General features: G+C 72.6%; 16 protein-coding genes and 1 pseudogene. 12 read left to right on the top strand and 5 right to left on the bottom strand.

The features are described 5' to 3' along the window. Positions 1–32 precede the first annotated feature (32 nt). Entirely contained in the window at positions 33–827 is a 795-nt protein-coding gene (locus tag OG788_RS45165; protein ID WP_406368669.1) for a phytanoyl-CoA dioxygenase family protein, read from the top strand. A 79-nt stretch (positions 828–906) separates the two neighbouring features. Here the strand turns inward: OG788_RS45165 and OG788_RS45160 are convergent, their stop codons facing one another. Next, positions 907–2,148 (bottom strand): ATP-grasp domain-containing protein, encoded by a 1,242-nt coding sequence (locus OG788_RS45160; RefSeq protein WP_406377021.1) that lies wholly within the window; start codon positions 2,146–2,148, stop codon positions 907–909. A 115-nt stretch (positions 2,149–2,263) separates the two neighbouring features. Here OG788_RS45160 and OG788_RS45155 point away from each other — a divergent pair, with 115 nt between their 5' ends. Together OG788_RS45155 and OG788_RS45150 are read left to right on the top strand one after the other, a co-directional pair. Further along, complete coding sequence (locus OG788_RS45155; protein ID WP_406368672.1) at positions 2,264–3,514, top strand: MFS transporter; 1,251 nt, start codon at positions 2,264–2,266, stop codon at positions 3,512–3,514. Positions 3,515–3,590: 76 nt separating this feature from the next. Then, the gene (locus OG788_RS45150) at positions 3,591–5,015 is read left to right on the top strand and encodes a nucleotide disphospho-sugar-binding domain-containing protein (protein WP_406368674.1); all 1,425 of its coding nucleotides are present in this window, start codon (positions 3,591–3,593) and stop codon (positions 5,013–5,015) included. Between the two features lie 75 nt (positions 5,016–5,090). Here OG788_RS45150 and OG788_RS45145 read toward each other — a convergent pair whose 3' ends face one another. Further along, on the bottom strand, positions 5,091–6,641 hold the full coding sequence (locus tag OG788_RS45145) for an alpha/beta fold hydrolase (RefSeq protein WP_406368675.1): 1,551 nt from the start codon (positions 6,639–6,641) through the stop codon (positions 5,091–5,093). A 166-nt stretch (positions 6,642–6,807) separates the two neighbouring features. On the opposite strand from OG788_RS45145, the gene OG788_RS45140 reads away from it, so the two are divergent. The 3 genes from OG788_RS45140 (at position 6,808) to OG788_RS45130 (ending at position 9,800) form a co-directional block, all read left to right on the top strand. Beyond that, positions 6,808–7,161 carry a VOC family protein gene (locus OG788_RS45140; RefSeq protein ID WP_351543883.1) on the top strand — a complete coding sequence of 118 codons (354 nt, stop codon included), beginning with the start codon at positions 6,808–6,810 and terminating at the stop codon, positions 7,159–7,161. A 273-nt stretch (positions 7,162–7,434) separates the two neighbouring features. Further along, a complete protein-coding gene (rfbB, locus tag OG788_RS45135; RefSeq protein ID WP_406368677.1) occupies positions 7,435–8,415 on the top strand; it encodes a dTDP-glucose 4,6-dehydratase in 981 nt (326 codons plus the stop codon). Further along, a complete protein-coding gene (locus OG788_RS45130) occupies positions 8,412–9,800 on the top strand; it encodes an NDP-hexose 2,3-dehydratase family protein (protein WP_351543877.1) in 1,389 nt (462 codons plus the stop codon). Before rfbB ends, OG788_RS45130 begins: the two co-directional genes overlap by 4 nt. A gap of 398 nt (positions 9,801–10,198) precedes the next feature. On the opposite strand, the gene OG788_RS45125 is transcribed toward OG788_RS45130, so the two are convergent. Together OG788_RS45125 and OG788_RS45120 are read right to left on the bottom strand one after the other, a co-directional pair. Then, entirely contained in the window at positions 10,199–10,705 is a 507-nt protein-coding gene (locus OG788_RS45125) for a carboxymuconolactone decarboxylase family protein (protein ID WP_266766269.1), read from the bottom strand. Positions 10,706–10,801: 96 nt separating this feature from the next. Further along, complete coding sequence (locus OG788_RS45120; RefSeq protein WP_351543874.1) at positions 10,802–11,545, bottom strand: gamma-glutamyl-gamma-aminobutyrate hydrolase family protein; 744 nt, start codon at positions 11,543–11,545, stop codon at positions 10,802–10,804. 229 nt (positions 11,546–11,774) lie between these two features. On the opposite strand from OG788_RS45120, the gene OG788_RS45115 reads away from it, so the two are divergent. The 3 genes from OG788_RS45115 (at position 11,775) to OG788_RS45105 (ending at position 14,918) form a co-directional block, all read left to right on the top strand. Then, positions 11,775–12,701: an ABC transporter ATP-binding protein gene (locus OG788_RS45115; RefSeq protein ID WP_406376645.1), complete on the top strand. Its 927-nt coding sequence runs from the start codon at positions 11,775–11,777 to the stop codon at positions 12,699–12,701. Next, the gene (locus OG788_RS45110) at positions 12,698–13,525 is read left to right on the top strand and encodes an ABC transporter permease (protein WP_351543867.1); all 828 of its coding nucleotides are present in this window, start codon (positions 12,698–12,700) and stop codon (positions 13,523–13,525) included. The genes OG788_RS45115 and OG788_RS45110 overlap by 4 nt, the downstream gene beginning before the upstream one ends. Before the next feature lie 145 nt (positions 13,526–13,670). Next, entirely contained in the window at positions 13,671–14,918 is a 1,248-nt protein-coding gene (locus OG788_RS45105; protein WP_406368680.1) for a nuclease, read from the top strand. Between the two features lie 584 nt (positions 14,919–15,502). Here the strand turns inward: OG788_RS45105 and OG788_RS45100 are convergent. Continuing rightward, positions 15,503–15,766, bottom strand: a pseudogene (locus OG788_RS45100) (helix-turn-helix domain-containing protein); the annotation flags it as partial. Between the two features lie 521 nt (positions 15,767–16,287). Between OG788_RS45100 and OG788_RS45095 the strand changes: the two are divergent. From OG788_RS45095 to OG788_RS45085, 3 genes are all read left to right on the top strand, one after another. Further along, positions 16,288–16,698: a VOC family protein gene (locus tag OG788_RS45095; protein ID WP_406368684.1), complete on the top strand. Its 411-nt coding sequence runs from the start codon at positions 16,288–16,290 to the stop codon at positions 16,696–16,698. Positions 16,699–16,837: 139 nt separating this feature from the next. Then, entirely contained in the window at positions 16,838–17,302 is a 465-nt protein-coding gene (locus OG788_RS45090; RefSeq protein ID WP_406368686.1) for a helix-turn-helix transcriptional regulator, read from the top strand. Between the two features lie 5 nt (positions 17,303–17,307). Then, positions 17,308–17,943 (top strand): glyoxalase, encoded by a 636-nt coding sequence (locus tag OG788_RS45085; protein WP_406368687.1) that lies wholly within the window; start codon positions 17,308–17,310, stop codon positions 17,941–17,943. Positions 17,944–17,992: the final 49 nt, after the last annotated feature.

Genomic DNA, 17,992 nt, shown 5'->3' with positions numbered 1-17,992 from the left:
GTGATCCGATGTCAAGAGAGGGAGGACGAGAAATGGTGGAGACCGATTCCGGGGGAATACGGGAGACCGGATTCGTGCGGCTTCCGGGGCTCGCGGCCGGTGACGCGCTGGTGCGGCTGCGGCGGGCGGTGGGCGCGCTGGAGGACCTCACCCGCGACCGCGCCGTCTCGGAGGGGGACTTCGTCCTGGAGGCGCCCGGCATCGGCGGCTGGGCGGCCTGGCAGCAGGGGGAGCGGGCGCTTGCGGGGGTGCTCCGGTCGGCGGACCGGATCCATGTGCACGTCCCCGAGTTCGAGGCCGTGCAGCGCTCGCTGGACCTGGCCGGCGGGGCGGTCGCCCGGGCCGCCGGCGCCCCGGGCACGCTGGTCAACTCCTTCCTGTGGGCCAAGCCGCCGGTGGTGGGCTCGGCCAAGCCCTGGCACCAGGACATGGCGTTCGCGCCGCCCGGCTTCGACGCCGGCGAGCACGGCATCGTGACGGTGTGGGTGGCGCTCGAGCCGGCCACCGTGCACAACGGCTGCCTGGAGTTCCTGCCCGGCTCGCATCTGCTGGGGCTGCTGCCGCACACCGGGGACAGCGAGCGCCTGCCGGGCGAGCCGCCGCTTCGGCGGGCGCGGGAGCCGCGGGTCGCCGACGAGCATCTGCCGCGCACGGCCGTGGTCGCGATGCCCCTGGAGCCGGGGTCGGCGGTCCTGTTCGACGGCCTGGTGCTGCACCGCTCGGCGCCCAACACGACGGCGTCGCAGCCGCGCACCGCGGTCAGTTTCGTCTACCGGGTGCCGCGGCCGGCGTGGTCGCGGCCGGCAGCGGCTCGCGCCGGGCGGTGATGTTCAACTGCTGCCGGGCGGCGGTCGAACGGCGCGACCGGCCCCCGGCCGCGCGGCCTGGGGCACGGCAGCCTGCGGGTCAGGGGCCGGCCGCGGGGTCGAGGACGTAGAAGCCGGTGCCGTCCAGGTGGCGGATCGTGTTCAGGTCGCGCTGCACGACCTCCTCGAGGTCGTGCAGCAGTGTCACGATGACCGGGTAGGTGAGGTCGTCGACCGTCAAGGCGATGTCCTGGCCCGGTTTGACCGGGGTCGCCAGGGCGTGGAAGCTCTCCAGCCGCTGGATCTCCTCGATGCCCCGGTACTGGCTGAGCACGCCCCTGACCGGCGAGACCATGCCGGCGATCGCGCAGTACCGGCGCAGGGTGTAGGTGTCCTGGGCGCGGGCGTGGAAGTCGTGGGGACGCAGGTACGCCTCGACGGTCCACTCCAGCTGCGAGGCGCCGATGCCCAGGCCGGCGGTGGCCGGGATGCCGCCGCCGGCGATCCGGGCGCCGACCTCCACCAGGCACGGCCCGGCGGGGGTCATCCTGATCTCCACGTGCGCGGGGCCGTGGCGGATGCCCAGGGCGTCCAGGACCTGGAAGGCGTAGTGGGTCAGCGGGGCCGCGGCCCGGTCGCCGGAGTCGGTCAGCGCGAGGGCGTCGCACAGGTCCAGGACGCCGTTGGCGCTGACGCGGCTGGTGCGCCAGATGTCGCAGACGTGGTGGCGGCCGTCGCGGCTGACGGTGTTGACCATGTACTCGGTGCCGGGGAGGTACTCCTGCGCCACGGCCCCGTCGTTGGCGCGGGAGAAGACGTCGTCGGTGCCGGCCAGGGAGCGGAACGCGGCGGCCGACTCCTCGGGTGTGTCGCAGAAGAAGACGCCCTGGCTGCCGGCGCTGCGCAGCGGTTTGACGACGACGCGTCCGCCCAGTTCGCGGTGCCAGGCGGCCAGTTCGCCGGCGTCGGTGGCGCGCAGCTGGCGGGCCGCGCGCAGCCCGGCGGCACGCACGGTCTCGACCATGACGTGTTTGTCGCGCCGTGCGGTGCTCAGGGCGGTTCCGTTGCCGGGCAGGCCGAGCCGTTCGGCGAGCAGGTCGGCGAGTTCCACCCCGGACTCGCCGCCCGAGACCACCGCGAGGGGCGTGAACGCGGCGAGGGCGGTGAGGGTGGCCGCCACGTCGCCGTCGTGGACGATGTCGGCGATGAAGTCGTCACGGACGTAGGGCGCCGAACGGTAGACGAGCGGAACGTCGCGTGTGCTTTGCACCCGGACGACCGAACATCCCTGTTTCCTGAATTCAAGAACGAGTGAACGGACGGCGGCATAGGCGTCGACCATCACAATGCACGGGCTGTTCCCGGTGGTTGCTGTCATATGTTCACGATAGGCAGCGGCCCTGGTCGCTGAAATGTGTTCAGCTCTGGCATCCTCCGGTTCCTGGAGGGGGGCTGTGATGACATCGACCTTGTTTCCGGCGGTGCGCCGTTCGCCGAATTTCACTCCCGTATTGCTGTTCGTCAACGCGTGCGGGAGTTTCCTGCTTCTGGTGAGCCTGTCCACGCGGGTGGGGTCGGCCACCGGGTCGGGGCTGCTGGCCGGGGCGGTGCTGAGCGCGCCGTGGCTGCCCGCGCTGCTGCTGGCGCATCCGCTCAACCGGCTGCTGCGCCGGCATCCCCCGGAGCACCTGGTGCGGGCGGCCGAGGCGGCCAGTCTGGTGCTGACGCTGGCCGCCCTCGCGGCGCCGGGCCGCGCGCTGGCGGCCGTGGCCACCGTCCTGGTCCTGGCCCGCGGGTTCTGCGAGGCGCTCACCCGCTCGGCGACCTCGGTCGCGCTGCGCGCCGCCGTCGACCCCGGGCGGCTGGAGCGCGCCAACACCCTCGCGGAGATCGGCAAGCTGACGGGGGTCAGTCTCGGCGCGGCGCTGGCGGGACCGGCCGCCTCGGTCCTGCCGCTGCGGGGCCTGGTCGCGGTGAACGCGGCGCTGCTGGCGCTGTCCGCGCTGCTCGCCTGGGCACTGCCGTCGCCCGCCGGGAACACCCGCGCGAACACCACCGCCGGCACGGACCGCACAGGCGGCACGGACGGCGAGGCTGCCGGGGGTGCCGGGGAGGATGCGGAGGGCGGGCGGCTGCGGGTCACCGATCCGGTGCTGCGCAGGCTGTTCGCCCGGTTCCTGCTGGTGGCGTTCTGGCAGGGGTTCCACACCGTGGCCGTCACCGTGATCCCGCTGCAGGTGCTGGGCGGCGGGACCCGGCTGGTGGGCGTCTTCGTCGCCGTCTCCTCGGTCGCCGTCTTCGCCGGGTCGCTGACCGCCCTGCCCGCCCAGCGCCACCTCGGGCACCTGCCCTCGGCCGCGTGGGCACTGGCACCGATGCCGTTCCTGGCCACCGCGGTGCTGGCCGGGCGCACCGCGCCGACGCTGGTGCTGTACGCGCTGTTCCTGGTCCTGTTCGAGGTCGCCTACGTCCACTTCAACAACCGGCTGCTGGCGGTGGCCACGACCGAGCAGCTGCCGGCGGTGGTGACGCTGCGGGCCACACTGCTGCCGCTGGGCGTGGTGGTGTCCATCCTGCTCACGGGAGCGCTGTGCGACCTGGCGGGACCCTTGCCGACGGCTCTGGCGGTCGCCGCCGTCTCCGTGCTGGTGACCGCCTCGACCAGCACCAGTGGGCAAACCTGGAGAAGCCCCGTACGGGATACGTGATCAGGATGGCAGGGGCGTCGACGCGTGCCGTCGACCGCGCCACCCCCCATTGCCCCTGACCCGAAGGAGATCCGCCGTGCGGGTTCTCATCGTGCCGTTCCCGTTCAAGACGCACCTGTTCAACCTGGTTCCGCTGGCGTGGTCGCTGCAGACGGCCGGGCACGAGGTGCGGGTGGCCGGATGGCCCGACCTCCTGGACGCCGTCGCCGGGGCCGGGCTGACGGGCCTGGGCGTGGGGCCCGGTGAGAGCCCCGAGCTGCGCAGACGGCGCGACGAGCGGCGCCAGGCGGCGGCCGCCGCCGCCCCGCCCGGCGCGCGGAAGTCCGCGCAGGACGGGCTCGGCCCGCTGTTCGAGCTGGGGCCCGACCGTGCGCGGCTGGACTGGGAGCAGGTCACCTCGGTGATGGAGGACCTGGTGCTGCCGCAGGCCCGGCGCTCCAACGACTCGATGATGGAGGAACTGGTCGCCTTCGCCCGCTCCTGGCGGCCCGATCTGGTGCTGTGGGGGGCGAAGGCGTTCGCGGGCGCGGTGGCCGCCGCCGCGGTCGGGGCGGCGCACGCCCGGGTGCTGTACTCCGTCGACGTCTACTCCCGCATGCGGGAGGACTTCCTGCACGCCCGGGCGCTGCGCCCGCCGCACGACCGCGCCGACCGGCTCGGCGAGTGGCTGGCGGGCTGGGCCGAGAAGTACGGCTGCGCGTTCTCCGAGGAGCTGGTGAGCGGGCAGTTCACCATCGACCCGCTGCCCGGGGCGTTCCGCCCCGACGAGCGGGCGACGACGCTGCCCATGCAGTGCGTCCCCTACAACGGGCCGGCCGTGGTGCCGCGGTGGATCGCCGAGCCGCCGCGGGCGCCGCGGGTCCTGATGACCTTCGGGGACGCGGTCAACGACGGTCCGGTGCGGCAGCTGCTGCCCGTGGAACGGATCCAGGAGATCCTCGACTCGGCGGCCGGCCTGGAGATGGAACTGATCCTGACCCTGCCGCGGGAGTCCCAGGCCCGGCTCGAGCGGGTGCCGGCCAACACCCGTCTGGTGGAGTCCGTGCCGCTGGCCGACGTCCTGCCGACCTGCGCGGCCATGGTGCATCACGGCGGCACCTGGTCGTTCGGCTGCGCCCTGCGCTACGGCGTGCCGCAGCTGCTGGTCAGCCGGGCGTTCGACGTCCCGCTCAAACTCCGCTGCCTGGAACGCTCGGGGGCGGGGCTGGCCATGAAGCCCGCCGAGGCGGACGGGCCGCGGGTGCGGGCCGCGCTGGAGCGGCTGCTCCACGACCAGTCGCTGCGGGCCAACGCCCGAAAGCTGAGCGAGGAGGTGCTGGCCATGCCCTCCCCCAACGAGATGACACAGACCCTGGAGGACCTGGTCGCCGCCCACCGGGCCGGCACGGCGCCCGCGGACGTGCTGCGGGCCAGGACGAGCGAGGTGCCCGCGCGGCTGCCGGCGTCCGGGGCGGTGCCCGCACAGGTGCCGGCGTCCGGGCCGGTGCCCGCCGTGCGCTGAGCCGCGACGGCGGGCAAAGGCGGAAGCGGCCCCGCACCCTTCAACGGTGCGGGGCCGCCGTCCGGTTCAGGCGGTTCAGGACGCCGGGACCGGGTCCGGGGAGGCCTGGCAGGTCGCGTCGATGCCCTTCTTGGAGGCGGGACGGGTGCCGTCGCGCAGGTAGTCGCCGACGAAGGTGTTCAGGCAGGCGTTGTTGTTCGCCGACAGGGCCGCGCCGACGTTGTGGCCGCCCTGCTCCAGCACGAGGCGGGAGTTGGGGAACAGCTTGTGCGTGCGCACCGCGCCGGTGGTGCCGTGCGCGGTGTCGAACTCCGGCTGCACCAGCAGGACGTTCACCGAGGGGTCACCGACCTGCTGCGGAGTCTGCGCCGGCACCGGCCAGAACGCGCACGGCGCGTTGTACCAGGCGTTGGTCCAGGTCAGGAAGTGGTTCCCGGCGGCGTACTGGCGGGAGTAATCCTTGTGCCAGCGGCTCCAGTTGCGCGGCTGGGAAGCGTCGGTGCACTGGACCGCGTTGGTCATCGCGTGCCGGTTCTGGTGCGGGAAGCCCGGGTCGGAGTAGGTGGCCCGCAGCGAGGCGGGGTCCTGGCGCACCACCCAGTCGGAGAGCACCTTCGCCCGGGAGAGCCAGGTCCAGCTGCGGTAGACGACCGGCTCGAAGACGTCGGCCCACTCGGACGGGCCGATCTTGCCGTCGAGGGGGGCGGCCCCGAGCGCGTCCTGGCCCCGGTAGTAGTTCGCCTCGACCGCGGCCGCGGTGGTGCCCAGGTGGTAGACCGCGTCGTACTTGGCGACCCAGGTGAAGAAGATCCGGGCGTTCGTCTCGGACGTCTCGTTCTTGGCGAGGTTGTTCTTGTACCACTTGCCGTTGGGCCGGGCCACGCTGTCCAGGATCATCCGCTTGACCCGGTGCGGGTACATCGAGGCGTAGACCGAGCCGAGGTAGGTGCCCCAGTCGGTGCCGAAGTAGGTGATCTTGTCCTGGCCGAGCGCGATCCGCATCCGGTCGAGGTCGCGGGCGGCGTCCTTGGTGGTGAGGTGGTTGAGCACGTCACCGTAGGTGTCGCCGCAGCTCTGGGCGTAGGCGCGGGCCCGGTCGGCCCATTCCTGCTCGGCGGCGGGCGTGGCGGGCACGGAGGCGGGCTGCGCGTGCCCGGGGTAGACGTAGTCGCTGTCGCAGACCACGGACGGTTCGCTGGCGCCGACGCCGCGCGGGTCGAAGCCGATCCAGTCGTAGGCGGCGCCGACGTCCTTGGCCAGCCCGGTGGTGCCCTGGGCGTACCGGGTGGGCAGGTCGCGGCCGATGCCGCCGGGCCACTGGCCGCGGTTGAGGACCACGGCGCCCTGGTACTGGCTGTCGGGGGCCGTGTGGACGGCCCGGGTCAGCGCCAGGCTGATCTGCCGGCCGCCGGGGTCGGCGTAGTCGAGCGGTACCTGGACCGTGCCGCAGTCCAGGCCCTTGAGCAGGCTGCCGAGGACCGGGTCGGTGTCGGGACACGGCGACCAGGCGATGGTCGAGGCGGCCGAAGCGGCCGGCTGGGCCGCGTCCTTGGCCGCCGCCGGGACGACGGCCGGCCCCAGCAGACCGGCCACGGCCACCGCTGTGAGCCATGCGAGCTTATTCACGTGATTTCCCCTCCTGAATTCAGCGCGCTCGCAGCCTGGCAAGGGCCTGTCCACTTCTGGTCAAGAGTGGCTGGAAACCCGCTGGAGTGATCGGGTACGGGGATGCATCACGGCCGCGGATCTTCCTAGCATGGGGGCACGAAATCCCAACCCCCCAGGAGTGGAAATGGCTGACTCGGCCATTCAGGGAATCAAGACCGTCCTGCATCCCGTGGCGGACGTGGCCGCGGCGAAGAAGGTGTACGCCGCCCTGCTCGGCATCGAGCCGCAGACCGACTCGGAGTTCTATGTCGGCTTCGACATCGCGGGCCAGCACATCGGGCTGGTGCCGGCCGGAGCGCAGGACATCACCTCGCCGGTCGCCTACTGGCACGTTCCCGACATCGAGGCGAAGCTGGCCGAGGTGACCGCGGCGGGGGCCACGGTCAAGAGCCCCGCCGCCGACGTCGGCGGCGGCCGGCTGGTGGCCACCGTCACCGACCTCGACGGCAACGTTCTGGGGCTGCTGCAGGACAGCTGACACCCCGGCACACGCTCAGGCAGTTCCGAAAGCCCCCTCGAGTCCGTTTCGAGGGGGCTTTTAGGCGGGCGTCCTAGCCTCGCCGGGCGGGACCGGGTCACAGGCGGTCCCCTCCCCCGGGACCGCCGGGCCGCGTCAGGCAGGAATCCGGCGGCCGAAGGGCGACCGGGAATCAGGCAGTTCTCCAGCGCGGGCCGAGCGGTATCCGTCCCCTCGTCGAAAAGGGAAAAGGCACATGCTTCGAGCGTGGAATTCCGACTGCGATGTGGTCACATGAGAATCCTCGTCACCGGCGGAGCCGGGTTCATCGGCTCGCACTATGTACGGACCCTGCTCGAGGGGGGTTATCCGGGTTTCGAGGACGCGCACGTCACGGTGGTGGACCTGCTGACGTACGCGGGAAACCGCGACAACCTGCCCGCCGCCCATCCGCGGCTCACCTTCGTGCGGGGGGACGTCCTCGACCGGGACCTGCTGGCCGGTGTGCTGGCCGGCCAGGACGCGGTGGTGCACTTCGCGGCCGAGAGCCATGTGGACCGTTCGATCGCCGGCGGCGCCGCGTTCGTGCGGACCAACGTGGAGGGCACCCAGGCACTGATGGAGGCGTGTCCGGCGGCCGGTGTCGGGCGGGTGGTGCACGTCTCGACGGACGAGGTGTACGGCTCCATCGAGGAGGGGACCTGGACCGAGCAGTCGCCACTGCTGCCCAACTCCCCCTACGCGGCGTCCAAGGCGGCCTCCGACCTCGTCGCCCTGGCCTACTTCCGCACCCACCGCCTGGACGTCTCGGTGACCCGCTGCTCCAACAACTACGGCCCCTACCAGCACCCCGAGAAGTTCATCCCGCTCGCCGTCACCCGGCTCCTCGAAGGACAGCCCGTCCCCGTCTACGGCGACGGCGGCCAGATCCGCGAGTGGCTGCACGTGGACGACCACTGCCGGGCCGTGCACCGGGTGCTGACCGGAGGCCGGGCCGGTGAGGTCTACAACATCGGCGCCGGCACCGCCGTGGCGAACCTGGAGCTGGCCCACCGGCTCGCCGAACTGTGCGGGGCAGGGCCGGACATGATCCGGCACGTCACCGACCGCAAGGGCCACGACCGGCGCTACGCCCTGGACCAGGGCAGGATCGAGCGGGAGCTCGGCCACCGGCCGCTCACCTCCTTCGACACCGGTCTGGCACAGACCGTCGCCTGGTACCGGGACAACCCGCAGTGGTGGAAGCAGGCCGCGGACCAGGGCGGCCGGCGATGAGCGCACCGGCGCGGCTGGTCGCCCGGTCCCGGCCCGGAACCGGCGAGCGGCTGGCCCTGTCGGCGGCGACAGCCCAGGGCGTCCACATCGCGACGTCCGAGGTGCCGCGGTGGCTGGAGCGGGTGCGCCGCTCCGCGGGGGCGACGGTGCGGCGCATCCCGTTCGCCGGGCTCGACCACTGGTCGTTCGCGCCGGACACCGGCGACCTGCGGCACCGGTCGGGACGGTTCTTCACCATCGAGGGCCTGCACGTGATGCGGCCCGGCGCCCAGTGGCAGCAGCCGATCATCGTGCAGCCGGAGATCGGCATCCTGGGCATCCTGGCCAAGGAGTTCGACGGCGTCCTGCACTTCCTCATGCAGGCGAAGATGGAACCCGGCAACCCCAACCTGGTGCAGCTCTCCCCCACCGTGCAGGCCACCCGCAGCAACTACACCAAGGCGCACGGCGGAGCGGCGGTGACGTATCTGGAGCACTTCGTCGAGCCGGACCGGCAGCGGGTGCTCACCGACGTCCTGCAGTCCGAGCACGGCGCCTGGTTCTACCGCAAACGCAACCGCAACATGATCGTCGAGACGGACGGCGACGTCCCCGCCGGCGACGCGTTCCGCTGGCTCACCCTGGGGCAGATCGCGGAGCTGCTGCGGCTGGACAACGTCGTGAACATGGACGCGCGGACCGTGCTGGCGAGCGCTCCGGCGGCCGCCGCCGAACCCCGGGCGCTGTCCTGCGACGCGGGCCTGCTGGCCTGGTTCACCGCGGAACGGGCGCGGCAGGACGTGAGCGTGCGCCGTATGCCGCTGCGCGAGGTCGCCGGGTGGCAGGCGGACGAGAGGTCCATCGGCCGGGCCGACGGCCGGTTCTTCCGGGTGGTGGCGGTGTCGGTCGAGGGTGCGGGCCGGGAGGTGGCCGGCTGGACCCAGCCGATCATCGAACCGGTGGAGCGCGGGATCGTCGGCTTCGCCCACCGCGTGTTCGACGGCGTCCCGCACGTCCTGGTGCACGCCCGTGTGGAGGGCGGCTTCCTCGACACCGCCGAGCTCGCGCCGACCGTGCAGTGCGCTCCGGCGAACTACCCCCCGTCGGACCCCGGGCCGCGCCCGCCGTTCCTCGACCTGATGCTGGACGCGCCCGCGGACCGGATCCGGTACTCGGCCGTCCACTCCGAGGAGGGCGGCCGGTTCCTCGACGCCGAGAGCCGCTACCTGATCGTCGACACCGACGAGGCCACCACCCCCACGCAGCCGCCCCCGGGATACCACTGGGTCACCCCGGGCCAGCTGAACTGGCTCGCCGGGCACAGCCGTTACGTCAACGTGCAGGCCAGGACTCTGCTCGCCGTCCTCAGCACCGGTGCGGCCGGCCGCACCGGGCGGGCCGCCTGAGCCGGTCCCGGATTTCCGTACGAGCCAACGTGACTCCCGTGGGCCCGCACCCGTTGTGCGGGCCCACGGGAGTCCGGCATGTCCGCACGGGCCCACGGGAGTCCGAACAGATCCGCGCGGGCCGACGGGTGCCGGGGCGGGGTCCGCGGGTGTCCGCGCGGGCTGGGGCGGGTCCGCGCGGGTTCGGTGGATGCCCGAGGGGCCGGCGCCGGGCCGGGACGGGTCCGCGGGCCGGTGGATGCCCGAGGGGCCGGGGCGGGTCCGCGCGGGTCCGCGGGCCGGTGGGTGGTCGCGGGGCCGGGGCGGGCCGGTGAACGCCCGAGGCCCTGTCCGGCGGTGGTGGCGCCGGACAGGGCCTCGGGCGTGACAGGGAGGCGGGAACGCAGGGGCGGACGGGGTCAGGGGGCGGCGGGCAGCCGGGTGGTCATCGGGGTCCACGTCTTGGGGTTGATGCGCCAGTCCACCGGCTCCTGCTTGGTGGCGACGTTGACGCGGTTCCAGAGGTTGACCAGACCGATGTGCAGGACCACCGCGCCCAGTTCCCGCTCGGTGAAGTGCCGGGCGGCCTCGGCCCAGACCTCGTCCGACACCGGGTCCTTGTGGCCCTCGATGCGGGTGGCGGCCTCGGCCAGTGCCAGCACGGAGCGTTCGGCGTCGGTGAAGCAGGTCTGCTCCCGCCAGGTCTCCACCAGCGGCAGACGGTGGTCCTCCTCCCCCGCCTCCTCGAACTCGCGCTTCTTCACGGGTATCTGGACCGGGCGGCCGTTGATCTGGCTCACCCGCAGGTGGATGAGCACGAGCGTCTGCAACGGCACGCCGACACTGTTGACGGCCTTGACCAGGGCGCGCATGGGCGGCAGGACATCGGGAACGACCAGCGACGGGTTGGGCATCCGCGGCGGCATCTTTAATTCTCCTTCGCGCAGGGATCGGGAAAGACCGGAAAAGACTCTGCCCTCGGGGCCGTGCTTTTCCGCGACGACAAAATTTTCGGCGGCCCGCTAATTCTTCGGACGTCCGGCGGCTTGGGCAAGTGCCTCATGAAGCCGCCGGTCGGATGTCTGCCCGCATTCCCATTGCACACCGACCGCGAAGGGGTGGTCCGTGACTTCGACGGCCTCGACGATCCCGTCGCCGGCCCATCCGGTGGCGGTGAGGCCGGCGCCGAGCCGGCCGACGGCCTGGTGGTGGTGGCAGGCGGTCCGTGGCTCGTCCTCGTCCAGGACGGCCGCGATCCGGCTGTCCGGCCGGAGCTTGAGCGGATGGCGGCCGAGGGTGAAGGACGCGGTGCGCGGGCGGTGGCCGTCGTCGCCGGTGGTGTCCGGCAGGTGCTGCTCGAGGGTGCCCCCGTGCAGCACGTTGAGCAGCTGCATGCCCCGGCAGATCGCCAGGACCGGCAGCCCGGCGTCCAGTGCCCGCCTGGCCAGCGCCAGTTCGACGCGGTCGGCGTCCGGGCTCATCGCCCGGGTCGCCGGGTGCGGGTCCTGGCCGTAGAGCGCGGGATCGAGATCGGGGCCGCCCGGGATCAGCAGTCCGTCGAGCCGGTCCGCCAGGTCCGCCGCGCCGGGCAGCAGCGGGAGCAGCAGCGGGGTGCAGCCCGCCTCGGACAGGAAGGCCACGTGCGACTGGAGGGCGAGGCTGACGGCCAGGTCGCTGCCCTGGAGCGTGACCGGCGCGGTCCGCGCGCAGATCCCGATCACCGGGCGCCGGCCGGTGCCGGGCGGATCGTTCGTGACTGAATTCATGGCCACCCTCATGGGTTTGCGGGTTCAACCGAGGAAAGTAAGCAGATGAAACAGGCGCTCGAGCGGGCAGTCATCACTGCCAAAATAACCACGGGTCGAAGCGGAGGCCATCGTTCAGGACCGGGGCGGTCTGCGACTACTGAACGGAATGGAACTCCTGATACCACAGGCGGGTGGGGAGTGTTTTTTCCCCGGCGAAACTCTCGCAGGCCATTCAACCGAGGTGACCATGATCGAGGCCAAGAACCTCACCAAACGCTACGGCGACAAGACCGCCGTGAACGACCTGTCGTTCACGGTCGAGCCCGGCCGGGTCACCGGCTTCCTGGGCCCCAACGGCGCAGGCAAGTCCACCACCATGCGACTGCTGCTGGGACTGGACCGGCCCGACGCCGGCGAGGCCACCGTCGACGGTGTGCGCTACCGCGATCTCGCGCAGCCCATGCAGGTGGTCGGCGCGCTGCTGGAGGCGCGCGCGGTCCACACCGGCCGCAGCGCCTACGACCATCTGCTGTGCCTGGCCCAGACGCAGGGGTTCGGCAGGCGCCGGGTCGAGGAGGTCATCGAGCGGGTCGGGCTGGCCGCGGTGGCCCGCAAGCGGGCGGGCGGCTTCTCGCTGGGCATGGGGCAGCGGCTGGGCATCGCGGCGGCGCTGCTGGGCGATCCCGCGGTGCTGGTGCTGGACGAGCCGGTCAACGGTCTCGACCCCGAGGGCATCGTGTGGATCCGGAATCTGATGAAGTCGCTCGCGGCGGAGGGCCGTACCGTCTTCGTCTCGAGCCATCTGATGAACGAGATGGCCGTCACCGCCGACCATCTCATCGTCATCGGCCGCGGCCGGCTGGTCGCCGACTGCTCCACCGAGGAGTTCATCGAGCGCAGCACCGAGCAGTCCGTCCTGGTCAAGACCCCTGACGGGGCGCGGCTGGTGACGCTGCTGCGGGCCGAGGGCGCCACCGTCGAACCCACCGGCGACGGGGACCTGGACGTCACCGGGGTCGAGGCCCCGCGCATCGCCGAGATCGCCGCCGCCGGCGGTCTGGTCCTGCACGAGTTGTCGACCCGTCGAGGATCGCTCGAGGACGCCTTCATGGAACTGACCCGGGACGCCGTCGAGTACGACGCCGTCGCACCCACCGCCGGAGGCGTGAAGTGACCACTCTGAGCGCCCCCGTGCGCGTCGCCGCAGCGCACCGGCCGAGCTTCGGGCGGCTGATGCTCTCCGAGTGGACCAAGATCCGCTCGGTCCGCTCCACCGTCTGGTCGCTGGCCATCCTGGTCGTGCTCACCCTCGTCTTCACCGTGCTGTTCATGGAGATGGGCGTCGCGAACTGGGACAAGAGCGATGCCTCCCAGCAGGCCGCGATGCGTCTCGATCCGACCGGCACCATCCTGGGCAGCGGCATCCTGCTCAGCCAGCTCGCGATCTGTGTGCTGGGCACGATGGTCATCGCCTCCGAGTACTCCACCGGCATGATCCGTGCCAGCCTGCTCGCGGTGCCCAAGCGGGTGCCGGTGCTGGCGGCCAAGGGCGCCGTCTTCGGGCTGCTGGTGCTGGCCGTGGGCGAACTGACCGCGTTCGGCTCCTTCTTCATCGGCGCGCCGATCCTGCACAGCAAGGCCCCGGTCGCGATCGGTGACCCGGGAGTCCTGCGGGCCGTCGTCGGCTGCGGCCTCTACCTGTCCCTGCTGGGCCTGTTCGCGCTCGCGATCGGCGCGATCATCCGGCACACGGCGGCGAGCATCACCGGCGTCATCGCCTTCGTCCTGGTGATCGCCCCGATGGCCAAGCTGCTGCCCGGCAGCGTGGGCGAGCACGTCCACGGCTATCTCCCCACGGAGGCCGGATACCTGATCACCCAGCAGCACCCCCGCACGGGCGACGTGCTGGGGCCCTGGCAGGGCCTTGGGGTGCTCGCGCTGTGGACGGCCGCCCTGCTGGCCGTCGCGGCCGTACTGCTGCAGCGCAGGGACGCCTGACCCCCGGCGCCCGCCGCGGGCGTCCGCCGATCCGGCGGGCGCCCGCGGCGTCGTGTTTCCAGAGAACGTCGACCTGCTCTCGACTGCAGCTAAAGACCCTCCTGCGACGCTCGTCGGCAGCGGCAGCAGAGAGGGAGTAACAGGAATGGCTCAGAGCAACGCGCAAGCCGTCTTGATAACGAGTGCATTCAGCCCCGTCCGGATGGAGGGCATCGATTCTTCGACCCGCGGCGAATTCGATCTGAAGAATTTCGAGAAACTGCCGGCACGCGATGTCCCCGTCACCGCGCTGTCGCCCGGGGTGTCCCTGCGCCAGAGCGGAACCGACGCCGCGCACATCCAGCTCCTCGTCGACGCGGCGGGCTCGGCCGAACTGCCGCCCATCCTCGTCCAGGTGGACGGCTGTCGCGTCATCGACGGACTGCACCGGCTGGAGGCCGCCCGGCTCCGCGGCGACGACACCATCCGGGCCCGCTTCGTGGACTGCTCGAACTCCGAGGCCCTCGTCATCGCCATGAAGGCCAACGGCGCGCACGGACTTCCGCTGTCCAAGACCGACCGTGTCTGCGGAGCCCAGCGGGTGCTGACCTCCCACCCCGACTGGTCCGACCGCGCCATCGCCCAGATCACCGGTCTGAGCGCGAAGACGATCGCCTCGCTGCGCGAGAGGACGGCCGGCCACACACCGCTCGACGGAAAGCGCATCGGCCAGGACGGACGCCGGCGCCCGGTGGACGCCGGCGAGGGCCGCCGGCGCGCCGCCCAGTACATCGCCGCCCACCCCGACGCCCCGCTGCGCCAGGTCGCCCGGGAGACCGACGTGTCCCTCGGCACCGTCCACGACGTGAGCGCGCGGCTGCGGCGCGGCGAGGGCCCCGAACGCGACGGACGCCAGAACGCCGCCCGCCCGCAGCACATGCGGCCCGTGCAGTTCGTACCGCCGATGCAGTCCCTCCCGTCCCTGCAGTCCATGCAGTCCATGCAGTCCGTGGCGCCGGCGGGGCAGGGCGAGCGGACGGCGGAGGCGGCGGAGGCGGTCTTCGACGGCGCCGCGCGGGTGCCGCTGCGGGTGGCACCGAACGCCGACGCCGCGCCGGGGCACCGCAGGAACCACACCGACCCCCCGCCCACCTGGGCGGCGGTGGCGGCCAAGATGGCCGCCGACCCCGCCATCCGCTACACCGCCGGCGGCCGGGAGTTCCTGCGCTGGATGCAGCTGCACGCCACCGAGCCCGGCGAGGACTGGCGCACGCTCGTCGACGCGGTCCCGCCGCACTGGCTCGGCGTCATCGCCCCGATCGCCGAGCACATCGGCCGGGAGTGGGGCCTGCTCGCCGAACGGCTCAAGACCCGCCAGGAACTGTGCCGCACTCCCCCGCGCTCACGGCCGTGACCGGGCCGGCGCCGCGGACGCCAGCCGCAGGTGGCCCCCAGCGGCCCGGCCCCCGCGGCTCGGCCCCCCGCGGCTCGGCGCCGCGCGGCGCCGCCGGCGGCCGGAGTGACGGAGGCGCACCCGGGGCGGGCCGTCACGGTGGCCGGGGGGTCCAGCGCGGGCAGCGCGAGCAGGACCGGCGGATCGGCCGGCCTGACCGGGCGCAGCCGCACCGCCACGCTGGTGACACCGTCGGCGGCGACCGTCACGGCCGGCCGGCCGTGCCCCCCGACGAGCACGGTCCGCCCGGCCCGCTCATCGGGCCCGACACCGGCGGCCTGCGCCACCGCGAGCAGGTGCCAGCTCCCGCCGGGAACGTTCTTCAGGGAGTAGCAGGACGGACGCCCGCTGGGCACGTCGACGACGGTCCAGGCGAGCGGCGCGTGCTGGACGACGGCCGTGCGGAACGCGCCCAGGTACACGCGGGCGTTCCCGTGGCCCTCCGGCAGGCTGATCGTCCCGGCGACCGTGCCGCCCCCGGGCCACACGGCCGGCTCCGGGTCCGGCAGGCCCTGCCGCCCGTCCCGCGACAGCCGGCGGAACCGGCCCGGGGACACTCCGACACTGGCCGTGAAGGACTTCGTGAACGAACCCAGGCTGTTGTACCCGATCGCCAGGGATATCTCGGTGATGCTCATCGAGGTGCTCTCGATCAGCCGTTTGGCCTCGTGCATACGGACCGCGGCCAGAAATCTCCCCGGAGTGAGCCCGGTCTCCGCTTTGAATACCCGCGTGAAATAGAAACGGCTGAGCAGAGCGCTTTCGGCGATCTCGGCGAGAGTCAGCGGCTCGCCGCAACGCTCCCGCATGTAGGCGACCGCCCTTTCCACCGCCTGGTCCATCGCGCACCTCACTCCCTCTTGATCCACCCAGCAGCGTGACGCGTCGGCGTCGCGACCGGCTCGAGAAACACTCGGGATCCGGCACAGCCGCGAACGGCAACCGCTCGGCACGGACAGGAACAACGCCGCAGCAGCACGGGAGTTCGGGGGCCGCGGCGCACGTACGCGCGGACCCCGAGTGCGCGATGTGCGGTGCGCGGTGCGCGGTGCGCGGTGCGCGGTGCGGGGTGCGCGGTGCGCGGTGCGCGGTGCGCGGTGCGGGGTGCGGGGCCAACGGGCGGACGGACGGCGGAGAACGGGCGGACGGCATGACAGCCGGACGAACGGTCCGGCTGGCGGCGGCGGAGACGGTGGGACGAGCAGGAGGGAGGGTGCCGGGCGGGCGGGCGGGCTGACGAACAGGCTGGCGGGCAGACGAGCGGGCTGGCGGGCAGACGGGTCAGGAATCGAGAAGCCCCGCTGAGCGGGGCGCCGCTAGCGTGACGGCCATGGATCTCACCATTCATACGAGCGTCATCGCGCATGACGACCCGGACGCCGCGCTGGCCTTCTACGGCGGCGTCCTCGGCTTCGAGGTCCGCAGCGACGTCGGACAGGGCCGGACGCGCCGGATCACGGTCGGCCCCGCCGGCCGGCCCGGCACCTCCCTCCTGCTCGCCCCGGCCGGCGCCGGTCACGGGATCACCGAGGCCGAACGCCGCACCATCGCCGAGATGATGGCCAAGGGCACCTACGGCTGGATCCTGCTGGCCACCGAGGACCTCGACGCCGTCTTCGCGAAGGTGCAGGCGAGCGACGCCGAGGTCGTCCAGGAACCGCTCCTGCAGCCCACCGGCGTCCGCGACTGCGCCTTCCGCGACCCGGCGGGCAACCTGGTCCGCATCCAGGAGACCCGCTGAACCCTCCGGCCGGGGCCGGCCGGGCCCGGCCTGTGCGCCCCACCCCGCCGCACCCGCCCGCTCTGCTCCACTCCGCTCCCGGCATCCACCGAGGTTCTCCCGGAAGGTTCTCCCGGACACGGGAGGAAGGAGTTCTCCCATGTGCCATCCCGCATGGCGGCGCGCACGGATCGCCGCGCAGCACCTGCGCGATCTCGCGCAACTGCGCCGCGTCCGCGACCGGATCGACCGGCAGTACGCGCAGCCGCTGGACCTCGAGGCGCTCGCCCGCGCCGCGGACATGACGGCCGGGCACCTCGGCCGGCAGTTCCGCCTCGCCTACGGCCAGTCGCCGTACGCCTATCTGACGACGCGGCGCATCGAACACGCGATGGCACTGCTGCGCCGCGGCGACCTCGACGTCACCGAGGTCTGGCACGCGGTCGGCTGCCCGTCCCCGGCCGTCTTCACCGCCCGCTTCACCGAGCTGGCCGGTATGCCGCCGGATCTCTACGCCCGCCGCGCGGCGGCCGGAACGGGCGGCATCGCGTGGTACGCGAGTGACCCGGCGGACGGATCGAGCAGGAATGGAGAAGCCACCGCACCCGCACCGCAACTAGCGTGATCGGCATGACTTCCATCGCATCCATCACCCTCGAGGTGGCCGACCCCGCCGCCGCCCAGAACTTCTACACCAACGCCTTCGGCCTCGGCTCCCAGGTGCGCCTGCGGGCCGGCGAGACGCCCACGACCGGCTTCCGCGGGTTCACGCTGGCGCTCACGGTGTCCCAGCCGGCCGACGTCAGCAGCCTCATCAACGCCGCCATCGAGGCCGGCGCCACGGAGCTGAAGCCCGTCGCGAAGTCGCTGTGGGGCTACGGCGGCGTCGTGCAGGCCCCGGACGGGACGATCTGGAAGGTCGCGACCTCCGCGAAGAAGGACACCGGCCCGGCCGGCAAGAAGATCGACGAGATCGTGCTCCTGCTCGGCGTCGAGGACGTCAAGGCGAGCAAGCGGTTCTACGTCGAGCAGGGCCTGACCGTCGGCAAGAGCTTCGGCGGCAAGTACGCCGAGTTCACCGCGGACGAGTCCAGCCCGGTCAAGCTGGCGCTGTACAAGCGCCGCGGCCTGGCCAAGGACCTCGGTGTCGCCGACGACGGCACCGGCTCGCACCGGATCGTCCTGGGCAGCTCCACGGGGTCCTTCACCGACCCGGACGGCTTCGCCTGGGAGGCCACCTCGATGAGCTCCACGTCCTCGTCCTGACCTGCTGCCCCATGACTCCAGGCCCTCGGCACCCGGGCCTTTGTCCGCC

The sequence above is a fragment of the Streptomyces sp. NBC_00647 genome (genome assembly GCF_045207245.1).
Classification (GTDB): Bacteria; Actinomycetota; Actinomycetes; order Streptomycetales; family Streptomycetaceae; genus Streptomyces.
The sequence above is the reverse complement of the archived record's forward strand: the minus strand, read 5'-3'. Positions and strand labels throughout refer to the sequence as shown.